Source organism: Nostoc sp. (assembly GCF_036917235.1).
Classification (GTDB): Bacteria; Cyanobacteriota; Cyanobacteriia; order Cyanobacteriales; family Nostocaceae; genus Nostoc.
In genome coordinates, this window is record NZ_JBALDU010000091.1 from 28031 (window position 1) to 45232 (window position 17202).

The window sequence follows — 17202 nt, forward strand, 5'->3', positions numbered from 1 at the left end:
AAGAGAGGGCACAATCCAGGGAAAAAAGTTTGTTTTGATTATGTACTAACCAATAACTTAAAACGGTAACACAGGATTATGCATCGTATAAGTAGCACATCGGGTGGATGGAATCAGTCAGAGGGTTTAATTTTTTTAGAACAAACTCCCGCGCCTTTCGTGTTGATTACCGCTGCTGATACTGACATTCAAACCTTGGCAGCTGCGGTGACAAAGTTACCCCCAAGCTTTCCGGCATTAAGAGTCGCCAACCTATTGCAGTTACAGCAGCAATTAAGTATAGATACTTATGGAGAGCAAGTTTTGGAACTTGCCCAAGTAATTATTTTGCGCCTATTAGGAGGACGTTCTTACTGGGGTTATGGCTTAGAAGTAGTGCAAGAAATTGTGGAACGTAATGGTAGAACCCTCATTGTAATGCCAGGGGATGACGCTTTTGATCCCGATTTAATTTCCCAGTCTACCGTGCCCTTGGGTGTTGTTAACCAGGTATGGCAGTATTTTAGCGAAGGCGGCGTGGAAAATTTCGTTAATGCTCTGCAATTTATCTCCGATAGTTGCTTATTAACTGCATATAATCCTGCACCACCTCAGCCGATTCCGCGCGTGGGATTGTATGAGTGGGGAGTGGGGAGTGGGGAGCAGGGAGCAGGGGAGCAGGGGGGCAGAAGAGAGTTAGAACTTCGTTCATCCACCTTTGAACTGGATGAATCCACCTCAGATACTCGTTCATCCACCTTTGAACTGGATGAATCCACCTCAGAACTCCGTTCATCCACCTTTGAACTGGATGAATCCACCTCAGATACTCGTTCATCCACCTTTGAACTGGATGAATCCACCTCAGAACTCCGTTCATCCACCTCTGAACTGGATGAATCCACCTCAGAACTCCGTTCATCCACCTCTGAACTAGATGAATCCACCTCTGAACTAGATGAATCCACCTCTGAACCTCAAGGCTTCCAATGCCCAATACCAAAGGTCGGCATCCTTTTCTACCGCGCTCATTATTTAGCGGGGAATACTAAAGTAATTGATGCTTTATGCGAAGCTTTGGTACAGAAAAATTTACAACCAGTGCCAGTATTTGTTTCTTCATTGCGTGAACCAGATGTGCAAGTTGAGTTGAGTGAATTTTTCCAACCCAAAGAAGCTGAATCAATCGCTGTGCTGCTAAATACTACCAGTTTTTCTCTAGCACGCTTGGAAAGCGAAACACCCCAAACTGAACTGTGGCAAAAATTAGATGTGCCTGTATTGCAGGTAATCCTTAGTGGCGGATCGATTGAGCAGTGGGAGTCACAGTTTCAAGGGCTTTCTCCCCGCGATATTGGGATGAATGTAGCGCTACCAGAAGTAGATGGGCGGATTATTACTCGTGCTGTGTCTTTTAAAGCATTGCAAACTCGTAATCCCCATTTAGAAACAGATGTGGTAATTTATGAACCAGTGAGCGATCGCATCGAGTTCGTTGCTAAACTAGCAGCAAATTGGGCGCGTCTACGTTCAAAACCACCCCAAGAACGGCGAATAGCCCTGATTCTGGCAAACTACCCCAACCGCAATGGCCGCCTCGCCAATGGTGTGGGACTTGACACCCCAGCGAGTTGTGTAGAAATCCTGCAAGCTTTACGTCAAGCTGGGTATGAAGTAGAAAATCCACCTGCTCAAGGAGACGAGTTGATTCAACGGCTGACAGATGGTGTAACCAACGATCCAGAAGGTAGAGAATCGCTTCCGGTACACCAAAGTGTTTCTTGGGAAGAATATCAAGAATATTTCGCTTCATTACCGCCAGCAGTGCAGCAAGGTATTAGGGAAAGGTGGGGAAATTTAGAGCAGGGAAGCAATCAAGAATTATTCCCCCCTGCCCCTCTGCCCCCCTGCCCCTCTGCTTCTTTCCCCGTTCCCGGAATTCAACTCGGCAACATTTTTGTGGGAATTCAGCCAGCAAGGGGTTATGATAATGACCCCAGTTTAAATTATCATGCGCCGGATTTAGAACCAACCCATGATTATTTAGCTTTCTACTATTGGGTTAGAGAAATTTTTGGTGCTGATGCTGTAGTTCATGTAGGAAAACACGGAAATCTAGAATGGCTACCGGGTAAAAGTGTGGCTTTATCGAGTAATTGTTATCCAGAAGTGGCTTTCGGCGCACTTCCCCACCTGTACCCGTTTATTGTCAACGATCCTGGCGAAGGTTCCCAAGCCAAACGTCGCGCTCAAGCGGTGATTATAGATCACCTCACGCCACCGATGACTCGTGCAGAACTCTACGGTTCTTTGCAACAGTTAGAAAATTTAATTGATGAGTATTATGAAGCCGACAGTTTAGATCCTTCGCGTTTGCCAGTAATTCGCGATCGCATTCACGAATTGGTAATCAAAGAAAATCTCCATCTAGATTTAGGAATCCAAAATGAAACAGAAATTTTTAAGTCTGAATCCTTAATTTTGAATTCCATCGGTGGCTATCTGTGTGAATTGAAAGAAGCCCAAATCCGCGATGGGTTGCACATTTTTGGGCAATGCCCCCAAGGACGGCAACTGCGAGATTTAATAGTAGCGATCGCTCGCATCCCCAATCGCCATTCTCCAGGTATTACCCGTGCGATCGCTCAAGATTGGGGACTAGATTTCGATCCCCTCACAGCCGATTTGTCAATGCCTAGCGGTGAATACTCAATAGTCAATGGCACAGAATACCGCACCATCGGCGATATCGTCGAAGTCCTAGAAGAACACGCTGCCCTTCTAGTAGAACAACTAATAAATCAAAACACTTGTACAGACGCGATTCACCGCGTCTCCCCACTCAACACTACCCTTAAGTGGATAAGCGATCGCCTACTTCCAGCTTTACAAAAAACCCCCGAAGAAATCACCCATTTATTACACGGACTCGATGGCGGTTACGTCCCCAGCGCTCCATCTGGCGCACCTACGCGCGGCCGCCCAGAAGTTCTACCAACAGGGAAAAACTTTTATTCGGTTGATATTCGCGCCATTCCCACAGAGACAGCTTGGGATATCGGCAGAAAAGCCGCTGAAACCCTTGTAGAATATTACACTCAAGAACATGGCGAGTATCCCAAAACACTAGGCTTATCAATGTGGGGAACAGCCACCATGAGAACAGGCGGTGATGATATTGCCGAAGCCTTGGCTTTACTCGGAGTCCAACCTGTATGGGATGGTGCAGCACGGCGAGTAGTGGATTTTGAAATTTTGCCCTTAGCGATTTTAGGGCGTCCCCGTGTAGATGTCACCTTGCGAATTTCGGGATTCTTCCGCGATGCTTTTCCCAACTTAATTGACTTATTCGATCAAGCCGTGTCAGCAGTAGCAGATTTAGATGAACCGCCAGAACAAAATCCTCTAGCGGATGCAGTTCGCCAAGAGACTGATTTGTGGACAAGCCAAGGATTAACTATAGAAGAAGCAGTGGTGCGATCGCGCTATCGCATCTTTGGTTCTCGCCCAGGTGCTTACGGCGCAGGACTCCAAGGTTTAATCGAATCGCAAAACTGGACAGATGACGAAGATTTAGCCCGCGCCTACATTAACTGGAGTTCTTACGCCTATTCTTCGGGAGCAGGGGAGCAGGGGAGCAGGGGAGCAGGAGAGCAGGGGAGCAGAGGAGCAGAAATTCTTCCTAACTCCCAATCCCCAGTCCCCAGTCCCCAGTCTCTAGTCCCCAATACCGAAGCCTTCAAACAACGTTTATCCCAAATGCAAGTTGTCCTGCACAATCAAGATAACCGCGAACACGATCTACTCGATTCTGATGATTATTACCAATTTCAGGGTGGCTTAACAGCAGCGGTGCGTTCTCTACAGGGGAAAAATCCTCAAACTTATTTTGGAGATAATTCCATACCCGCACAACCACGCGTTCGTCAACTTAAAGAAGAAATTGCACGAGTGTATCGTTCTCGCGTAGTTAATCCCAAGTGGATTGCAGGAGTAATGCGCCACGGATACAAAGGTGCTTTTGAAATGGCGGCGACGGTAGATTATCTATTCGCCTACGATGCAACCGCCAAATGTGTCGAAGATTACATGTATCAAGGCATAGTAGATGCTTATTTACTCGATCCAGTTGTTGTAGAATTTATTCAGCAAAAGAACCCTTACGCACTGCGTGATATTGCTGAAAAATTATTAGAAGCACACAAGCGCAATTTGTGGGAGGATGTAAACATAGGAACATTAGAAGCTTTGAGGAACCTAGTACATCAAGCTGAAGCAGTTATCGAAGAAAAATCAATGGTGTAGGAAACAAATATGGAAAATCTTGCGTATTTGCACCTAGCTTTCGCCTACGAAGACAGCACACCCAGTGAATTGGTCTCCCTCAGTTCTTTGTTTAAGGACGCAGCTGCACCAGACTGGAAAAGGCTTTCAGGTAGGGCTTGGAAGTATATGTTGCCCCTTGCTCTGTCTTTATCTATTCTTGGCGCTGTCAGCAGCGTCATGGCACTAGAAAAAGGCGATCAAGGTCCTTCTGTCAGAAATCTACAACAAAAGTTGAGAACAGCAGGTTTTTACCAAGCTTCTGTTACCCAAGTATATGACGTATCCACACAAGAAGCCGTGCGGCGCTTTCAAAAGGCCGCTGGTTTACCAGTGGACGGCATTGTTGGAGCAAGCACCCTGCAAAAATTAGAAAGTTGGCAAGGGAAAAAGTCTACAACTGTGGCTACACAAGCCAAAAAAACCACTGCTGTAAGCACACAAGCCAAAAAGTCCAGCACTGCTAGTTCAGCCACCAGCAAGCGCCGCAATCCCAACTACCTTGCTAAGGGGGATGAAGGTGAAGATGTTAGAGCTTTGCAAGAACGTTTAAGAGTCGCAGGCTTTTATTACGGAAACGCCACGGGGATATTTGGCCCAATTACCGAAGAATCTGTGAAGCGGTTCCAAGATTCTTACAAATTAAGCATTGATGGAATTGCAGGCCCAGCAACATTAGGTAAATTGCCCGGAACTGGCATCGGTGATGGAGAAGAGGCTCCCAAAAAGGTAGTCAATCGAGACAAACTTCGTGTAGGCGATCGCGGTGAGCCAGTTAGAATTGTTCAAGAACAATTGATCCAGGCTGGATATTTAGAGGGAGAGCCAAACGGCTACTATGGCCCCTATACTGCCGATGCTGTGAAGAGATTTCAGGCAGCTAATTTCTTAGCAGCAAGTGGTGTTGCTGGCCCAACTACACGAGCTAAGTTATATAGCTCAGTTAATACTGCTAGCAAAAGCGAATTTAATACCTTAGAAATTCAAACCCGACTACGGGAGCGGGGTTTTTATAAAGGCAAGCTGAACGGTGTGATGGCAGATGACACCAAAAAAGCGATTAAACAAGCCCAAGAATTCTACGGGATTAGTCTTAAGGATCTTAAGAGCGGACGCTTTTAACATCCGCTTTGGTGTTTTTAGTATCACTTCCCAACTGGTTGCTTGCCTCCAGTAACAGCAAATTACGAACTGCTCAGATTCGATTGATTTGGTTAATTTGAGTAGTTTCGTCTTATTTATCTACCCAATTGCTAAAGCGGCATCAGCGCTCGTTGGCACTTGGGACACACTGCATGGATGGTCATTTGACAATCTAAGAGGTGAAAACCTTCTTTTTGAGCGGTTTTTGACCCAATTTTTAAAATTGAATCATTTTTAAACTCAATAGTTGAGTTGCATCTAACACAAATTAAGTGATGGTGATGATGAGGATAGGGCTGGTTGATCTCATAATGCTTATGTCCCTCGCCCAGTTCTAATTCCCGTAAAATTCCCATCCTTGCCATCAACTTCAAAGTCCGATAAATAGTTGACAGACTGATCCCTTCACCATCAGTTTCGAGCCGATGATAAAGATCCTCCGCACTTAGATGTTCACCTTGCGGAAGTTCTTGAAAAATGTGTAAAATTGTTTCGCGCTGGGGAGTTAATCGCCAGCCTCGTTCGTTCAGTTCTGCCTTGAGTGAAGTAGTTGTGTAGACAGTCATACTAATAGTTCTCAACAAAGCTTGTTAGTTGAGAATATAACAAATCTTGGGAGCAATTTGCAACAATCATTGCCTATTGAGAATTCTTACTAAATATTTAAGAACAATTCATCAAATCTTGAGCAAAATTCAAGTAATAAGCTGTAGTGCATTTAATTTGCATACAGCTAATAATTGGGATACTTGTAACGATTGCATCCCTTGACGTTGATTTTGCCTAAGTTAAATTTGAATTGCTTAGTTGCTCCCCACCTTCAAGGTATCTGAGCAAAGATTTGGGGAAAACTCTTATACAATTTAATGCTAATTATTTGCTGTAAGCCTATAAAAGGCTTTTAACTTAGGGATCAAATCAGCCTTTTGTCCCTAGTCATTTGTCAAGTGTAGTTTTCTAATGACAAATGACTAATGACAAATGACTAACTTAGAGACTCCAAATAGTCGCGGATGAGGTTGCGGCGCTTGGGTTGACGTAGCTTTTGCAAAGCCTTAGATTCAATTTGGCGGACTCGTTCGCGCGATAAGTCAAGAGCGCGGCCAATTTCTGCTAAAGAATAAGGATGACCATCTGCCAAACCAAACCGCATCAAAATTACATCGCGCTCCCGGCTAGTCAAATCTGACAGCAGATGATGCAAATCTCTTTGTAAAGATTCTCGCATTAACATCTCTTCTGGAGTTACACTATCAGTTTCGAGTAATTCGCCTAACTCAGTGTCTTTATCTTTTCCTACTTTGGTTTCCAAAGAAACAGAGCGAGGAACCCGCAACAAAACTTCTCGTACTTGGGTCGGTGTCATCTCTAACTCAGTTGCTAAATCTTCTAAAGTCGGAGTGCGACCTTTTTCTTGAGCAATTTTGCGTTGAGCCTTTTTGATTTTGTTTAACTTTTCGGTGATGTGAACCGGTAGGCGAATCGTGCGACTAGAAGTAGCGATCGCCCGTGTAATACCCTGACGAATCCACCAGTAAGCATAGGTACTGAAGCGATAACCCTTAGTTGGGTCAAATTTTTCTACAGCCCGCTCCAAACCTAATGTACCTTCTTGGACTAAATCCAACAATTCCAAACCGCGATTTTGATACTTCTTGGCAACAGACACAACTAAGCGAAGATTCGCCTTAATCATGTGTTCTTTTGCTTGGAGTCCTTGGGACTGAACTTGCTCCAACTCTTCTACAGTCAACTTGGCGATTTCAGCCCAGCGACGTTTCCCATTTGCCAAAGTCGGTCTGAGATCGGATAAAATTATGTCAGCAGTGGCAGCCCATCTTTCCAAAGAAGGGCGATGTCCTAGTTCCGAGGTTAGACGTTCTTGAACTTCAATTAACCGAAGATAAGGGGTAATCACTTCATCCCCTTCCTTGGCGGCCTTAGCAAGTACTATCCGCATCCGCAAGTAACGCTGGACTTTTTGAGCTTCTGAAACCTCTTCATCGCGCCCCAACAAACGAACCCGACCAATTTCTTGAAGATATAGACGTACTAGGTCTGTACTTCGACGGTTCGTGCTAGCAGCAAAGTTAGCATTATCAACAGAAGCCAGTTCTAGCTCCTGTAGGTCATCTACCGATAACTCACTGTCATCAACCGTGAGATCCGAGTCCAAAGCCTGGCTAGACTTTTTGGTGTTGTAGGGGGCGTCTGCATAAAAAGATGTTGCTGGCATAAAGATCGTCTCAATGGCTCCAGGTAACAATAGATTTCGGTCAGCTTAGATTACGGTCAGCTATTCAACTGTTGCTATTGTTCCCGCGATTAACGATGAACTAACATGGTTGAACGTTCCATTACAATTTTTTTAGAAATTAACTGTAAGGGTTTTATTAGATACAGGATTACTGAACTTAATCGGCTGCTAAACTTTTGATTAAACCAATAGCTATTTAAATCCACAGCTAGGTTTGCAATATTTCAACTACTTAGTTAATATTTCAACCTTGATGGTTTTGTGATAGTAACTTTTGTAACACAGTATAAACATCCTTCAGTGAATGTCATCTTTATATTTGGCATAGTCACATTTACATGGCTGCAAAAGTAATATCCTGACGATTTAGCAATTTTTTCTCAGGATTATTCAGGTATAAGTAAAACTAATAGATATCGGGGAAGTGATTAGCATTAACGGCAAAAATTCTCTCGACACGGAGATAGAAGATGTGGGTAAGTTATCAAACACCCTCTCCGTATTCCTGCGTCGTCTTGTATGTCAGCTTTAATCTGCCAATTTCAACTTGACAGACTACTAGCTTGGAGAGACCCGATAAATCGCCGTCTCTACAGAAAATTTATTCGTCAACTATTTCTTGACAGACTACTAGTAGTCCATCAAGCTAACGAAAGCTTGTATGTAGTAAGCACTGAAGTGCTTAAGAAAATAACTAAAGTCCTTACTACAAACTTATTTACGCAGCATAGTTGACTTGACAGACTGCTAACTAGTAGTTGTACTCTGGCTTGATATCTCGCAACATCAGTTCATCAAGTGCTTGTCTGGGTGTGATTTCGCCTTGAAGTAACCGATAAACTTGCTCGGTAATTGGGACTGCAATGTTTTGTTGCTTGGCTCGTTGCATCAAAACTCGACAAGTGTTTACTCCTTCAGCAGTTCCTTGTAAATTTGCGAGAGTTTCTGTAAGTGACTTACCACCAGCTAGCTGATAGCCGACTTGGTAATTGCGACTTAAGGGACTGTTGCACGTTGCTAACAAATCTCCTAGACCCGATAAACCATAAAATGTTTCTGTCTTTGCACCCCAGTTGTTGCCGATGCGAACCATTTCGGTAAGTCCACGGGTGACTAAAGCAGCTTTGGCATTGGTTCCCAGTTGTAAACCATCGCACACACCAGCTGCGATCGCAATCACATTTTTTAGTGTTCCCCCCAGTTCCACTCCCAAGGGGTCGGGATTCGTATATACCCGAAAACGATGAGAAGAAAATACTAACTGCACTACTTCCGCCGCCGTGGGAATATTACTGGCTACCACTGTGGCTGCTGGTAATTCCATTTGAATTTCTTTTGATAAATTAGGCCCAGACAAAACAACCACTGCATGGTTAGGGAATATTTGTTGCCAAATTTGTGAAGGTGTGCAGGTGGTTTGGGGGTCTAAGCCTTTTGTCGCCGTCACAAAAATTGTCTCTGGAGAAAGGGGGAAAGATTGGACTTGGGAAGCAACATCTCTCACACCAATCATCGAGATAGCGGACAGGATTATTTGGGCATTTGTTAAAACTGCTTCCATTTGGGAACCTTGACGCGACCACACGCGCACCTGATGACCATTTGCAGCGGCGAGATTTGCCAGAGATGCACCCCAAGCACCTGCACCAAGAATTGCAACGGAAAGTTTTGTGTTGGAGTACATCTGCTCACTCATAATTCCTAATTCCTAACTCCTAACTTTTGAGCGTGGGTAACGTTCCATCAATTCCCTGACTTGTTCTGCATGATATGAGCTTCTTGTCAATGGTGAAGAAACAACTTGTAAAAATCCGATTTCTTCACCGAATGCCTTCCAGTCAGCAAATTGTTCTGGATTGACAAATTCGTTTACCTGCAAGTGTTTTTGACTGGGTTGGAGATATTGCCCAATGGTTAAAATATCGCAATCGACAGTTCGCAAGTCTTGCATGACTTGGCGGATTTCGGCGTCAGTTTCACCTAGTCCAACCATAATGCCAGATTTAGTGTATGTGCTAGGAGAAAGTTGGCGAGTGCGTTGCAATAATTCTAATGTGCGATCGTAGTTTCCTTGGGGACGCACCCGGCGATATAGGCGTGGAACAGTTTCGGTATTGTGGTTTAATACCTCTGGTGCAGCTTGTAGAATTAACTCTAGAGCATTCCAATTACCGCATAAGTCAGGAATTAGCACCTCAATTGTGGTGTTGGGTGAAACAGAGTTAACTGCATCAATACACGCCATGAACTGAGATGCACCACCATCAAGCAAGTCATCTCGGTTTACAGAAGTGATGACTACATGATTAAGGTTCAGGCGACGAACAGCTTGGGCCAGTCGTGTAGGCTCCGTGGGGTCTAGTGGTTTGGGTTTTTTCTCAAAATCAATATCGCAGTAGGGACAAGCGCGTGTACAAGCTGGGCCCATAATTAAAAACGTGGCAGTCCCAGCGTTGAAGCATTCACCAATATTCGGACAGGACGCTTCCTCGCAAACTGTATTGAGGGCTAAATCCCGCAAAATTTCTTTAACGTTACCGATGCGCTCACGCCCAGGTGCTTTTACCCGCAACCAGTCTGGTTTTACAGTCACAATCCGCTTTTACCACTAGAGTTATACAAATTTAATCCTAGCAAGCAAAGTCTTTGATGAAGCGATCGTATATAGATGTAATTCTGCTATTTGGTACAGGTTGTGATATTCTTAATTTACAATGCCATTTTTATGGCGGGATGTGGCGCAGCTTGGTAGCGCACTTCGTTCGGGACGAAGGGGCCGCTGGTTCGAATCCAGTCATCCCGATTTATTTTCTTGTATGGCGACAAATTATTTATCAAATGTTCCTCTATAAACTTAAATATAGCTGACTTTCTTTGGATTTAAGCAGTACTGCCCGAAGTGGTGTACTTAAAGGTTTCAATCCCTAATAGGGCTTTTAGCTAATTGCGATCGGACAACAACCGGAACACTTGGGAAATTTAGAAGTTTCAATCCCTAAGAGGGATTTTAGTTGATTGCGATCAGTTACCCCAAACTAAATAATTAGATGGCTGAAGTTTCAATCCCTAATAGGGATTTTAGTTGATTGCGATGGCTACGAAATTGTCCCAATAAATTCTAGTAGTTTGAATCCCTAATAGGGATTTTAGTTGATTGCGATATCCAAATTTACTTTGTTTTGCAATCTCAGTAGACCGAAAACTTTTGCGATGCCTGCGGCGGGCGTAGCCATCGCTAAAAAATAGTAGTGTATGATACCGTTTATTGAGAAATGTACAAAAGGTGATTGCGAGGAATGAATTATAAACTTAGCTTATGAATTAACTGCTGATTTGTATTGTCCTTTTTGAAACCCGTCTGGTAAACGACTTTGAAGCGCTGCATTTAAGTCCAATTCCAAAGAATTCAAGTCGGAATATTTCTCTAAATGGTAACGTATATCATTACTTGTGGGAACATTTTTTAGGACTTTAGTAGTGTTTTCAACACTGTCTCTCTGAGTAGCTGCTCGAATTAAAATTTCAAAGATATTTTGTTGCTCACACTTACCTTGAGTTTGAATTGGAATATGTTCTGTTAAACAGTTCACTACTTCGTTTAAAGTTTTACTATCAGTTAGAACTGGGGTAGTTGCGGTAACAGTCAAACTAAATACTCCCAACACTTAAAAGTTATTCATCTTTCACAATACATGAATCTCTAACGCTTCTTTAGTATATTCTGGGGCGAGTGTTGCCATTCCTTCTTCCTTTGACTTATTAGTTTTGGTTATAATATAAGTTCCAAAAACAAGTCAAAAAAACGTATTTGGAAATACAGTTTTTGAATTCAAAATAAGCTACATACAGTCACTACTCTAGAGGGATGGCTACGCCCGCCGCAGGCATCGCAAAAGTTTTCGGTCTACTGACATTTATTTAATGCCTAATCTAGAGATATGGCGTAGTTTACAGCCATAGGCATTGTGCTCATACAACATCCACTGTAAAAATAAACTGGCTGTGCGATAGCACAATTTTTTTTGAACAAAAGCTCTGCTAAAGCAGCAAATCATTATTAAAGTATAAAAAATTACTGAAAATCTTCTGATTCCTGAATTCTGAATTCTGTTTTATTTTTGTCAAAAAAATCAGTATTATCCCTGTAGTCATAACGGTGATATTTAATGAAAAGTGACTTCATATAGTTCTTACTTGTTTAAAAAATAGATTTTACTTAAGTGTAAATACAGAAGTTCAAAGATATTACCATCAATAAAATCAGTATTATTCCTGTGGTCAGATTGGGGTTACTCAATGGAAAGTGGCTTCATCTAGTCTTGACATTTTTATGTCTTATTTCTCGAAAGATGTTGATAAATCTCAGTAACACTAAGTAGATTAATCACAATTTACGAATTTACTAAGATTTGCTCATCTGAAAATAACGCTACTCTCGTTGAGTTTCACCACAAACCTAGATGTAAACAGATGTACTTTAAAATACAAAAGTTTAATGCTTTTTACTTGATTTTAATTGTGGAATAACTCTACACGAATTTAGCTTACACGTATCGAATTTTAGCTGAAGTAAAAGCAAAATGAGCACAACTCCTATAGGTAGCTACAGGTTGTTCCAGAAACTACATCCGCTATCTCTGTTGGCACAATTAACAAGTCGGCGTGCTACGGGTTGCTTAAGCGTATTTACCGGGATAGTCTCTTGGTCAATCTATCTAGAGGACGGTAAACTTACTTATGCCTCCTATTCAGATAAACTATTTGAGCGCCTTGACAGTCACTTACGGCGTTTGAGTCAGCAAATTCCTGCTCTCAACAGCGCCACTCGTGTACAGATGCGGCTGATGTTTGAGACGAAGAATGAACATCAATCAATACCAAATGCGGATTACCAAGCTATTTGTTGGTTAGTAAATCAGGACTATATTACCTCTGTGCAAGCAGGAAGCCTGATAGACGAATTGGCAAAAGAAGTAATGGAATCATTTCTGTGTTTAAAAGAAGGTAGCTATGAATTCAGTCCAGAAAGCTCTTTGGACGAACAACCAAAGTTCTGTCACCTGGATTTACGGTTGCTTGTTGAACACTGTCAAAAGCAATTACGAAATAGGCAAAATATTCAGTCATCAATTCCGGCTGGTGCGAATTCCCAAGTTTTTTCTACAACACAATCGTCTCAAGTTCAGCCACAACTACAAATAAAGCTTGGGCAAAAACTGCCAATACCAATCAATTTTGATATTTCTGAGAATAATAAAACTACTCAGCCACCTGTTGGTAAAAAACTATATACAATTGCTTGCATTGATGATAGCCAAACTGTTTTGAATTCCATTAAGCACTTTTTGGATGAAAACACATTTTCAGTTGTAACTATCAACGATCCGGTAAAAGCTTTAATGCAAATTCTACGGAGTAAGCCCGATCTAATTTTGCTAGATGTTGAAATGCCAAGTTTAGATGGCTATGAACTATGTTCATTATTACGTAAACATTCAGCATTTAAAAATACACCGATCGTTATGGTGACTGGTAGAACGGGATTTATCGACAGAGCAAAGGCTAAAATGGTCAGATCGTCAGGATATTTGACTAAGCCTTTTACACAATCAGAATTGCTAAAAATGGTTTTTAAGCATCTTGGTTGATTGAAATAAGGCAAATAAAAATAACAAAATATGTTTAATTTATTTTTTTAGGAGATTTGATAGTGAGCCTGACTTTGCTTGGCACAATTTTGATTGTAGAAGATTCTCCCAGCGAATTGGAATTAATGAGCCATTATCTTAAAGAGAGTGGTTACAACGTAATTAAAGCAAGTGGTGCAAAAGAAGGTTTAGAAAAAGCTGTGTTAGAAAAACCAGATGCGATCGTTACTGATGTAGTAATGCCAGAAATGAGCGGATTTGAATTGTGTCGTTCTCTGAGAAGAAATCCGATTACTGCAAAGGTGCCGATTGTGGTTTGTAGTTCTAAAAATCAAGAAATTGACCGTTTGTGGGCAATGAGACAAGGTGCAGATGCCTATATAACTAAACCTTACACCCGCGAACATCTCCTACGTACTATTAAATCAGTGGTAATTTGAATCAATGACTAGTACAAACATTACTCTTTCTTCAAAACCAATCCCGAATAATTTAGCAGATAGTTATCTGAAGTTTCAGCTAAATCAACAAACTACTGCTGTTTTATCAATGAGGCATACGCAAGAAGCAATTCTTGTGCCTGTTGAATCTATTACGTCAATACCGAATATGCCATCCTGCATATTAGGATTAATGAATTGGCGGAGTCGGATAATTTGGGTAGTTGATTTACCAAGAATGCTCAATTTAGAATCCCTAGATTATCGACTGCGACAATACAATGTGATCGTTATCCAAGTGGAATCATTGGTGTTGGGATTAGTTGTACAAGAAATAAAAGGTACAACCAAGTTCATAGTTGATGATATTCATTCTCCTATAGGACAAGTGACATCCAGTTTAGTTCCTTATTTATGTGGGTGCGTTGTGCAACAGGAAGAAATATTACTGGTATTAGATGCACAGGCGATTGTGCAATCTTCTATTCTCCGCAGTGATTAGGGCTTACTACTAAAAACAGCTTTTTAGTGTTCTTATTCACATACTTAGGAGAACTACTTTTATGTTTAATAAAACCAACACAAATCAAGGTAATAGCGCTCAAAATCGAGCATCACTGATTTCATCTCAAAAAGCTATGGGAACTGTAGTAAAGCTACCAAGTAAGCTGACTAATGAAAGTGCTAAGAGTTCTTCTTGGAATCAGGGAATTGCCTATTTTACAAGGCTGGGATTAGTTAAGAAAGCAACTATTTTAGCGATCGCAATCGGTACAATACCAGTTTTGGGCATCGGTGCGATCGCTTTTGGTTTGGCCAACAAATCTATTACTAAGCAAATTACCCAATCTCAACAAGCCGAAGCCACTGGCTTAAGTGATAAAGTTAACCGCTTTATGCTGGGACGCTACGGTGATATTCAGGTAATATCAAACTTGCTATTTTTGACAAATTCTCAACCTAGTATTAGTACTCAAGAAAAGCAAGCAGTCTTAGATCGGGTTGTCGAAGCCTACAAAGCTTATGACAGTATTGCTGTTTTCGATCGCCAAGGTAACTTGATTGTCCAGTCTACAGGCGAACCCCTGGAAAATCAAAAAGACCGTACCTATTTTCAAGACGCTTTACAAAAAGAGACTCCTGTCATCAGTAAACCGGAAGCAGCAAAAAATACTGGTGTCGTGAGTATTTATCTAGCTGCACCTGTGAAAGAGACAAGAACGGGTCAAACTATTGGCGTAGTACAAGCACGTATGCCCGTAAAATCTTTAGAGGAAGTAATCAAAAACTACGTAGCCAACGGACAACAATACTATTTGCTTGATGCTTCGGGAACAGTTTTCTTGAGTCCTCAAAAGGAATTATTGGGGAAAGAGGCTAAGGGAGAGTATTCTAATTTACCTAAACTGCTAGCGGCTAGAAAGGTAGATAGTTTTATAGAAGTTCCCAAAACTCACAAAAAACAAGAACTAGTTAGCTATGTACCAGCTAGTATCATAGATGGTTTACCTGATTTAAACTGGCAGGTACTTTTAGCTACAGACACTGCAACTGTATTTGAGCCGCAAAGACAATTGTTGTGGACTATAGCCATCGGTACAGCACTGACAGCATTGATTGTGGGTGCGATCGCATCTCGATTAGCTAAACTGACTACACTGCCAATTCTCAATGCAACTGCGGCATTAGCAAAGTTAGGTCAAGGTAAATTTAATACCCGTCTGGAAATTGAAAGAGAAGACGAATTAGGGGTATTGAGTGCAAATATCAACCTGATGGCCGAACAATTGCAGGTCTTAGTTAAGGAACAGCAACAGGAAGTAGACGTTGAAGGGGCAAAATTACTAGCAGATATTACCCTACGGATTCGGAAAATCCTCAAAACTGAAGATATCTATCACGCAGCAGTCAAAGAAGTTCAGCGAATCCTCAAAACAGACCGGGTAATCATTTATAGTCTGAATCCAGATACTTCGGCTGGCGTTGTCGTTGCGGAATCGGTAACTGGTAATTGGCCGGAAATGCTGGGAGTGCAAATTGATGACCCCTATTTTCGGGAACATTATTTAGAAACGGGTCGTGATGGAGAGGTGCAAGCGGTTGCCAATATTAATCAAGATCAAAGCCTGAAAAATGCCGACGGCTACATCCAACTGTTGGAAAAATTTGCTGTCAAAAGTCATTTAATCGTACCGATTCTTGCCCAAGAAAAACTTTTAGGTTTATTAATTGCTCATCATTGTGAAACTCCTCGTGTTTGGCAACAGCCAGAAATTGACTTGTTTCAACAAATAGCAACTCAAGTCGGCTATGCCTTAGAACAAGCCAAGTTATTAGAAGAGATAGAAAAAGTCAGAAATGTAACTATAAGTGGGTCAGACGAAACACTGCAACAACAACTTTTACAACTACTCAACGACGTAGAAGGTGCAGCCAGAGGCGATTTGACAGTGCGTGCAGATGTAACCGCTGGGGAAATCGGTACTGTTGCCGACTTCTTCAACTCCATTGTCGAAAGCCTCCGGGATATTGTTACCCAAGTTAAACAAGCTGCCATCCATGTAAATAGTGCCATTGGCTCTAACGAAGGAGCCATCCGCCACCTAGCAGAGGAAGCACTTACCCAAGCTGCCGAAATCAATCGCACCCTTGATGCTGTTGACCAAATGACCCAATCCATGAAAGCTGTAGCCGAAAGTGCCGAAAAAGCTGCCTTCATTGCTAACCATGCTGCTCATACCGCTACTAAGAGTGGACACGCGATGGATTTGACAGTACAAAATATTCTGTCTTTGCGGGAAACTGTAGGTGAAACTGCTAAGAAAGTGAAACGTTTGGGAGAGTCTTCGCAACAAATTTCTCGCGTGGTTTCTTTGATTAACCAAATTGCGATTCAAACTAACTTGCTTGCTATTAATGCCGGTATTGAAGCAGCACGTGCGGGTGAAGAAGGTCAAGGTTTTGCCGTAGTGGCTGAAGAAGTCGGCGAACTAGCAGTCAGGAGTGCCGCAGCAACCCAAGAAATTGAACAAATTGTTGAAAATATCCAACGAGAAACCAGTGAAGTAGTGCAAGCAATGGAAATAGGCACTACCCAAGTGGTAGAAGGTACTCGAATTGTAGAGGAAGCTAAACAAAGTCTGAGTGAAATTTTGGATGTATCTTCTCAAATTGACTTCTTAGTACAGTCGATTTCCACTGCAACTGCATCTCAGGTTGAAACATCCCAAAGTGTTAGCCAATTGATGAAAGATATCGCTGCTATATCACAACGTACCAGCGATTCTTCTCGCCAAGTTTCTGAATCTCTGCAACAAACTGTGGATATTTCCCAGCAGTTGCAAGAGACTGTCGAGGCTTTCAAAGTTAGTTAAGTTTGTCATTTGTCATTTGTCCTTTGTCCTTTGCTAGT

The 17202-nt window shown here is 42.1% G+C and carries 11 protein-coding genes and 1 tRNA gene; 7 read left to right on the forward strand and 5 right to left on the reverse strand.

Annotated elements, in window-relative coordinates; all coding sequences use genetic code 11:
* Nucleotides 1–78: 78 nt before the first annotated feature.
* Together cobN and V7K44_RS25720 are read left to right on the forward strand one after the other, a co-directional pair.
* Entirely contained in the window at nucleotides 79–4284 is a 4206-nt protein-coding gene (cobN, locus tag V7K44_RS25715; RefSeq protein ID WP_334935696.1) for a cobaltochelatase subunit CobN, read from the forward strand.
* A 9-nt stretch (nucleotides 4285–4293) separates the two neighbouring features.
* Nucleotides 4294–5424 (forward strand): peptidoglycan-binding domain-containing protein, encoded by a 1131-nt coding sequence (locus V7K44_RS25720; RefSeq protein WP_334935698.1) that lies wholly within the window; start codon nucleotides 4294–4296, stop codon nucleotides 5422–5424.
* Between the two features lie 131 nt (nucleotides 5425–5555).
* Here the strand turns inward: V7K44_RS25720 and V7K44_RS25725 are convergent, their stop codons facing one another.
* The 4 genes from V7K44_RS25725 to lipA all read right to left on the reverse strand — a co-directional run bounded on the left by V7K44_RS25725 (nucleotide 5556) and on the right by lipA (nucleotide 10295).
* A complete protein-coding gene (locus V7K44_RS25725; protein WP_012407750.1) occupies nucleotides 5556–6011 on the reverse strand; it encodes a Fur family transcriptional regulator in 456 nt (151 codons plus the stop codon).
* A gap of 419 nt (nucleotides 6012–6430) precedes the next feature.
* Entirely contained in the window at nucleotides 6431–7681 is a 1251-nt protein-coding gene (gene sigC, locus V7K44_RS25730; protein ID WP_334935701.1) for an RNA polymerase sigma factor SigC, read from the reverse strand.
* Between the two features lie 772 nt (nucleotides 7682–8453).
* Complete coding sequence (locus V7K44_RS25735; RefSeq protein ID WP_334935741.1) at nucleotides 8454–9386, reverse strand: NAD(P)H-dependent glycerol-3-phosphate dehydrogenase; 933 nt, start codon at nucleotides 9384–9386, stop codon at nucleotides 8454–8456.
* A gap of 24 nt (nucleotides 9387–9410) precedes the next feature.
* Nucleotides 9411–10295 (reverse strand): lipoyl synthase, encoded by an 885-nt coding sequence (gene lipA / locus V7K44_RS25740; protein WP_334935703.1) that lies wholly within the window; start codon nucleotides 10293–10295, stop codon nucleotides 9411–9413.
* A 136-nt stretch (nucleotides 10296–10431) separates the two neighbouring features.
* Between lipA and V7K44_RS25745 the strand changes: the two genes are divergently transcribed.
* Nucleotides 10432–10505, forward strand: a tRNA-Pro gene (locus V7K44_RS25745).
* Between the two features lie 511 nt (nucleotides 10506–11016).
* Here the strand turns inward: V7K44_RS25745 and V7K44_RS25750 are convergent.
* A complete protein-coding gene (locus tag V7K44_RS25750; protein WP_334935705.1) occupies nucleotides 11017–11349 on the reverse strand; it encodes a hypothetical protein in 333 nt (110 codons plus the stop codon).
* Between the two features lie 933 nt (nucleotides 11350–12282).
* Here V7K44_RS25750 and V7K44_RS25755 point away from each other — a divergent pair.
* From V7K44_RS25755 to V7K44_RS25770, 4 genes are all read left to right on the forward strand, one after another.
* Nucleotides 12283–13350 (forward strand): response regulator, encoded by a 1068-nt coding sequence (locus V7K44_RS25755; RefSeq protein WP_334935708.1) that lies wholly within the window; start codon nucleotides 12283–12285, stop codon nucleotides 13348–13350.
* Between the two features lie 62 nt (nucleotides 13351–13412).
* Nucleotides 13413–13790, forward strand: coding sequence for a response regulator transcription factor (locus V7K44_RS25760; RefSeq protein ID WP_069071198.1), 378 nt, complete (start codon nucleotides 13413–13415; stop codon nucleotides 13788–13790).
* A 4-nt stretch (nucleotides 13791–13794) separates the two neighbouring features.
* Nucleotides 13795–14292: a chemotaxis protein CheW gene (locus tag V7K44_RS25765; RefSeq protein WP_194042956.1), complete on the forward strand. Its 498-nt coding sequence runs from the start codon at nucleotides 13795–13797 to the stop codon at nucleotides 14290–14292.
* Nucleotides 14293–14353: 61 nt separating this feature from the next.
* A complete protein-coding gene (locus V7K44_RS25770) occupies nucleotides 14354–17164 on the forward strand; it encodes a methyl-accepting chemotaxis protein (RefSeq protein ID WP_334935710.1) in 2811 nt (936 codons plus the stop codon).
* The last annotated feature ends 38 nt before the right edge of the window (nucleotides 17165–17202 follow it).

Coding starts and splice junctions, on each gene's coding strand:
- cobN (WP_334935696.1), top strand. CDS start 79: ATGCATCGTATAAGTAGCACATCGGGTGGATGGAATCAGTCAGAGGGT.
- V7K44_RS25720 (WP_334935698.1), top strand. CDS start 4,294: ATGGAAAATCTTGCGTATTTGCACCTAGCTTTCGCCTACGAAGACAGC.
- V7K44_RS25725 (WP_012407750.1), bottom strand. CDS start 6,011: ATGACTGTCTACACAACTACTTCACTCAAGGCAGAACTGAACGAACGA.
- sigC (WP_334935701.1), bottom strand. CDS start 7,681: ATGCCAGCAACATCTTTTTATGCAGACGCCCCCTACAACACCAAAAAG.
- V7K44_RS25735 (WP_334935741.1), bottom strand. CDS start 9,386: ATGTACTCCAACACAAAACTTTCCGTTGCAATTCTTGGTGCAGGTGCT.
- V7K44_RS25755 (WP_334935708.1), top strand. CDS start 12,283: ATGAGCACAACTCCTATAGGTAGCTACAGGTTGTTCCAGAAACTACAT.
- V7K44_RS25765 (WP_194042956.1), top strand. CDS start 13,795: ATGACTAGTACAAACATTACTCTTTCTTCAAAACCAATCCCGAATAAT.
- V7K44_RS25770 (WP_334935710.1), top strand. CDS start 14,354: ATGTTTAATAAAACCAACACAAATCAAGGTAATAGCGCTCAAAATCGA.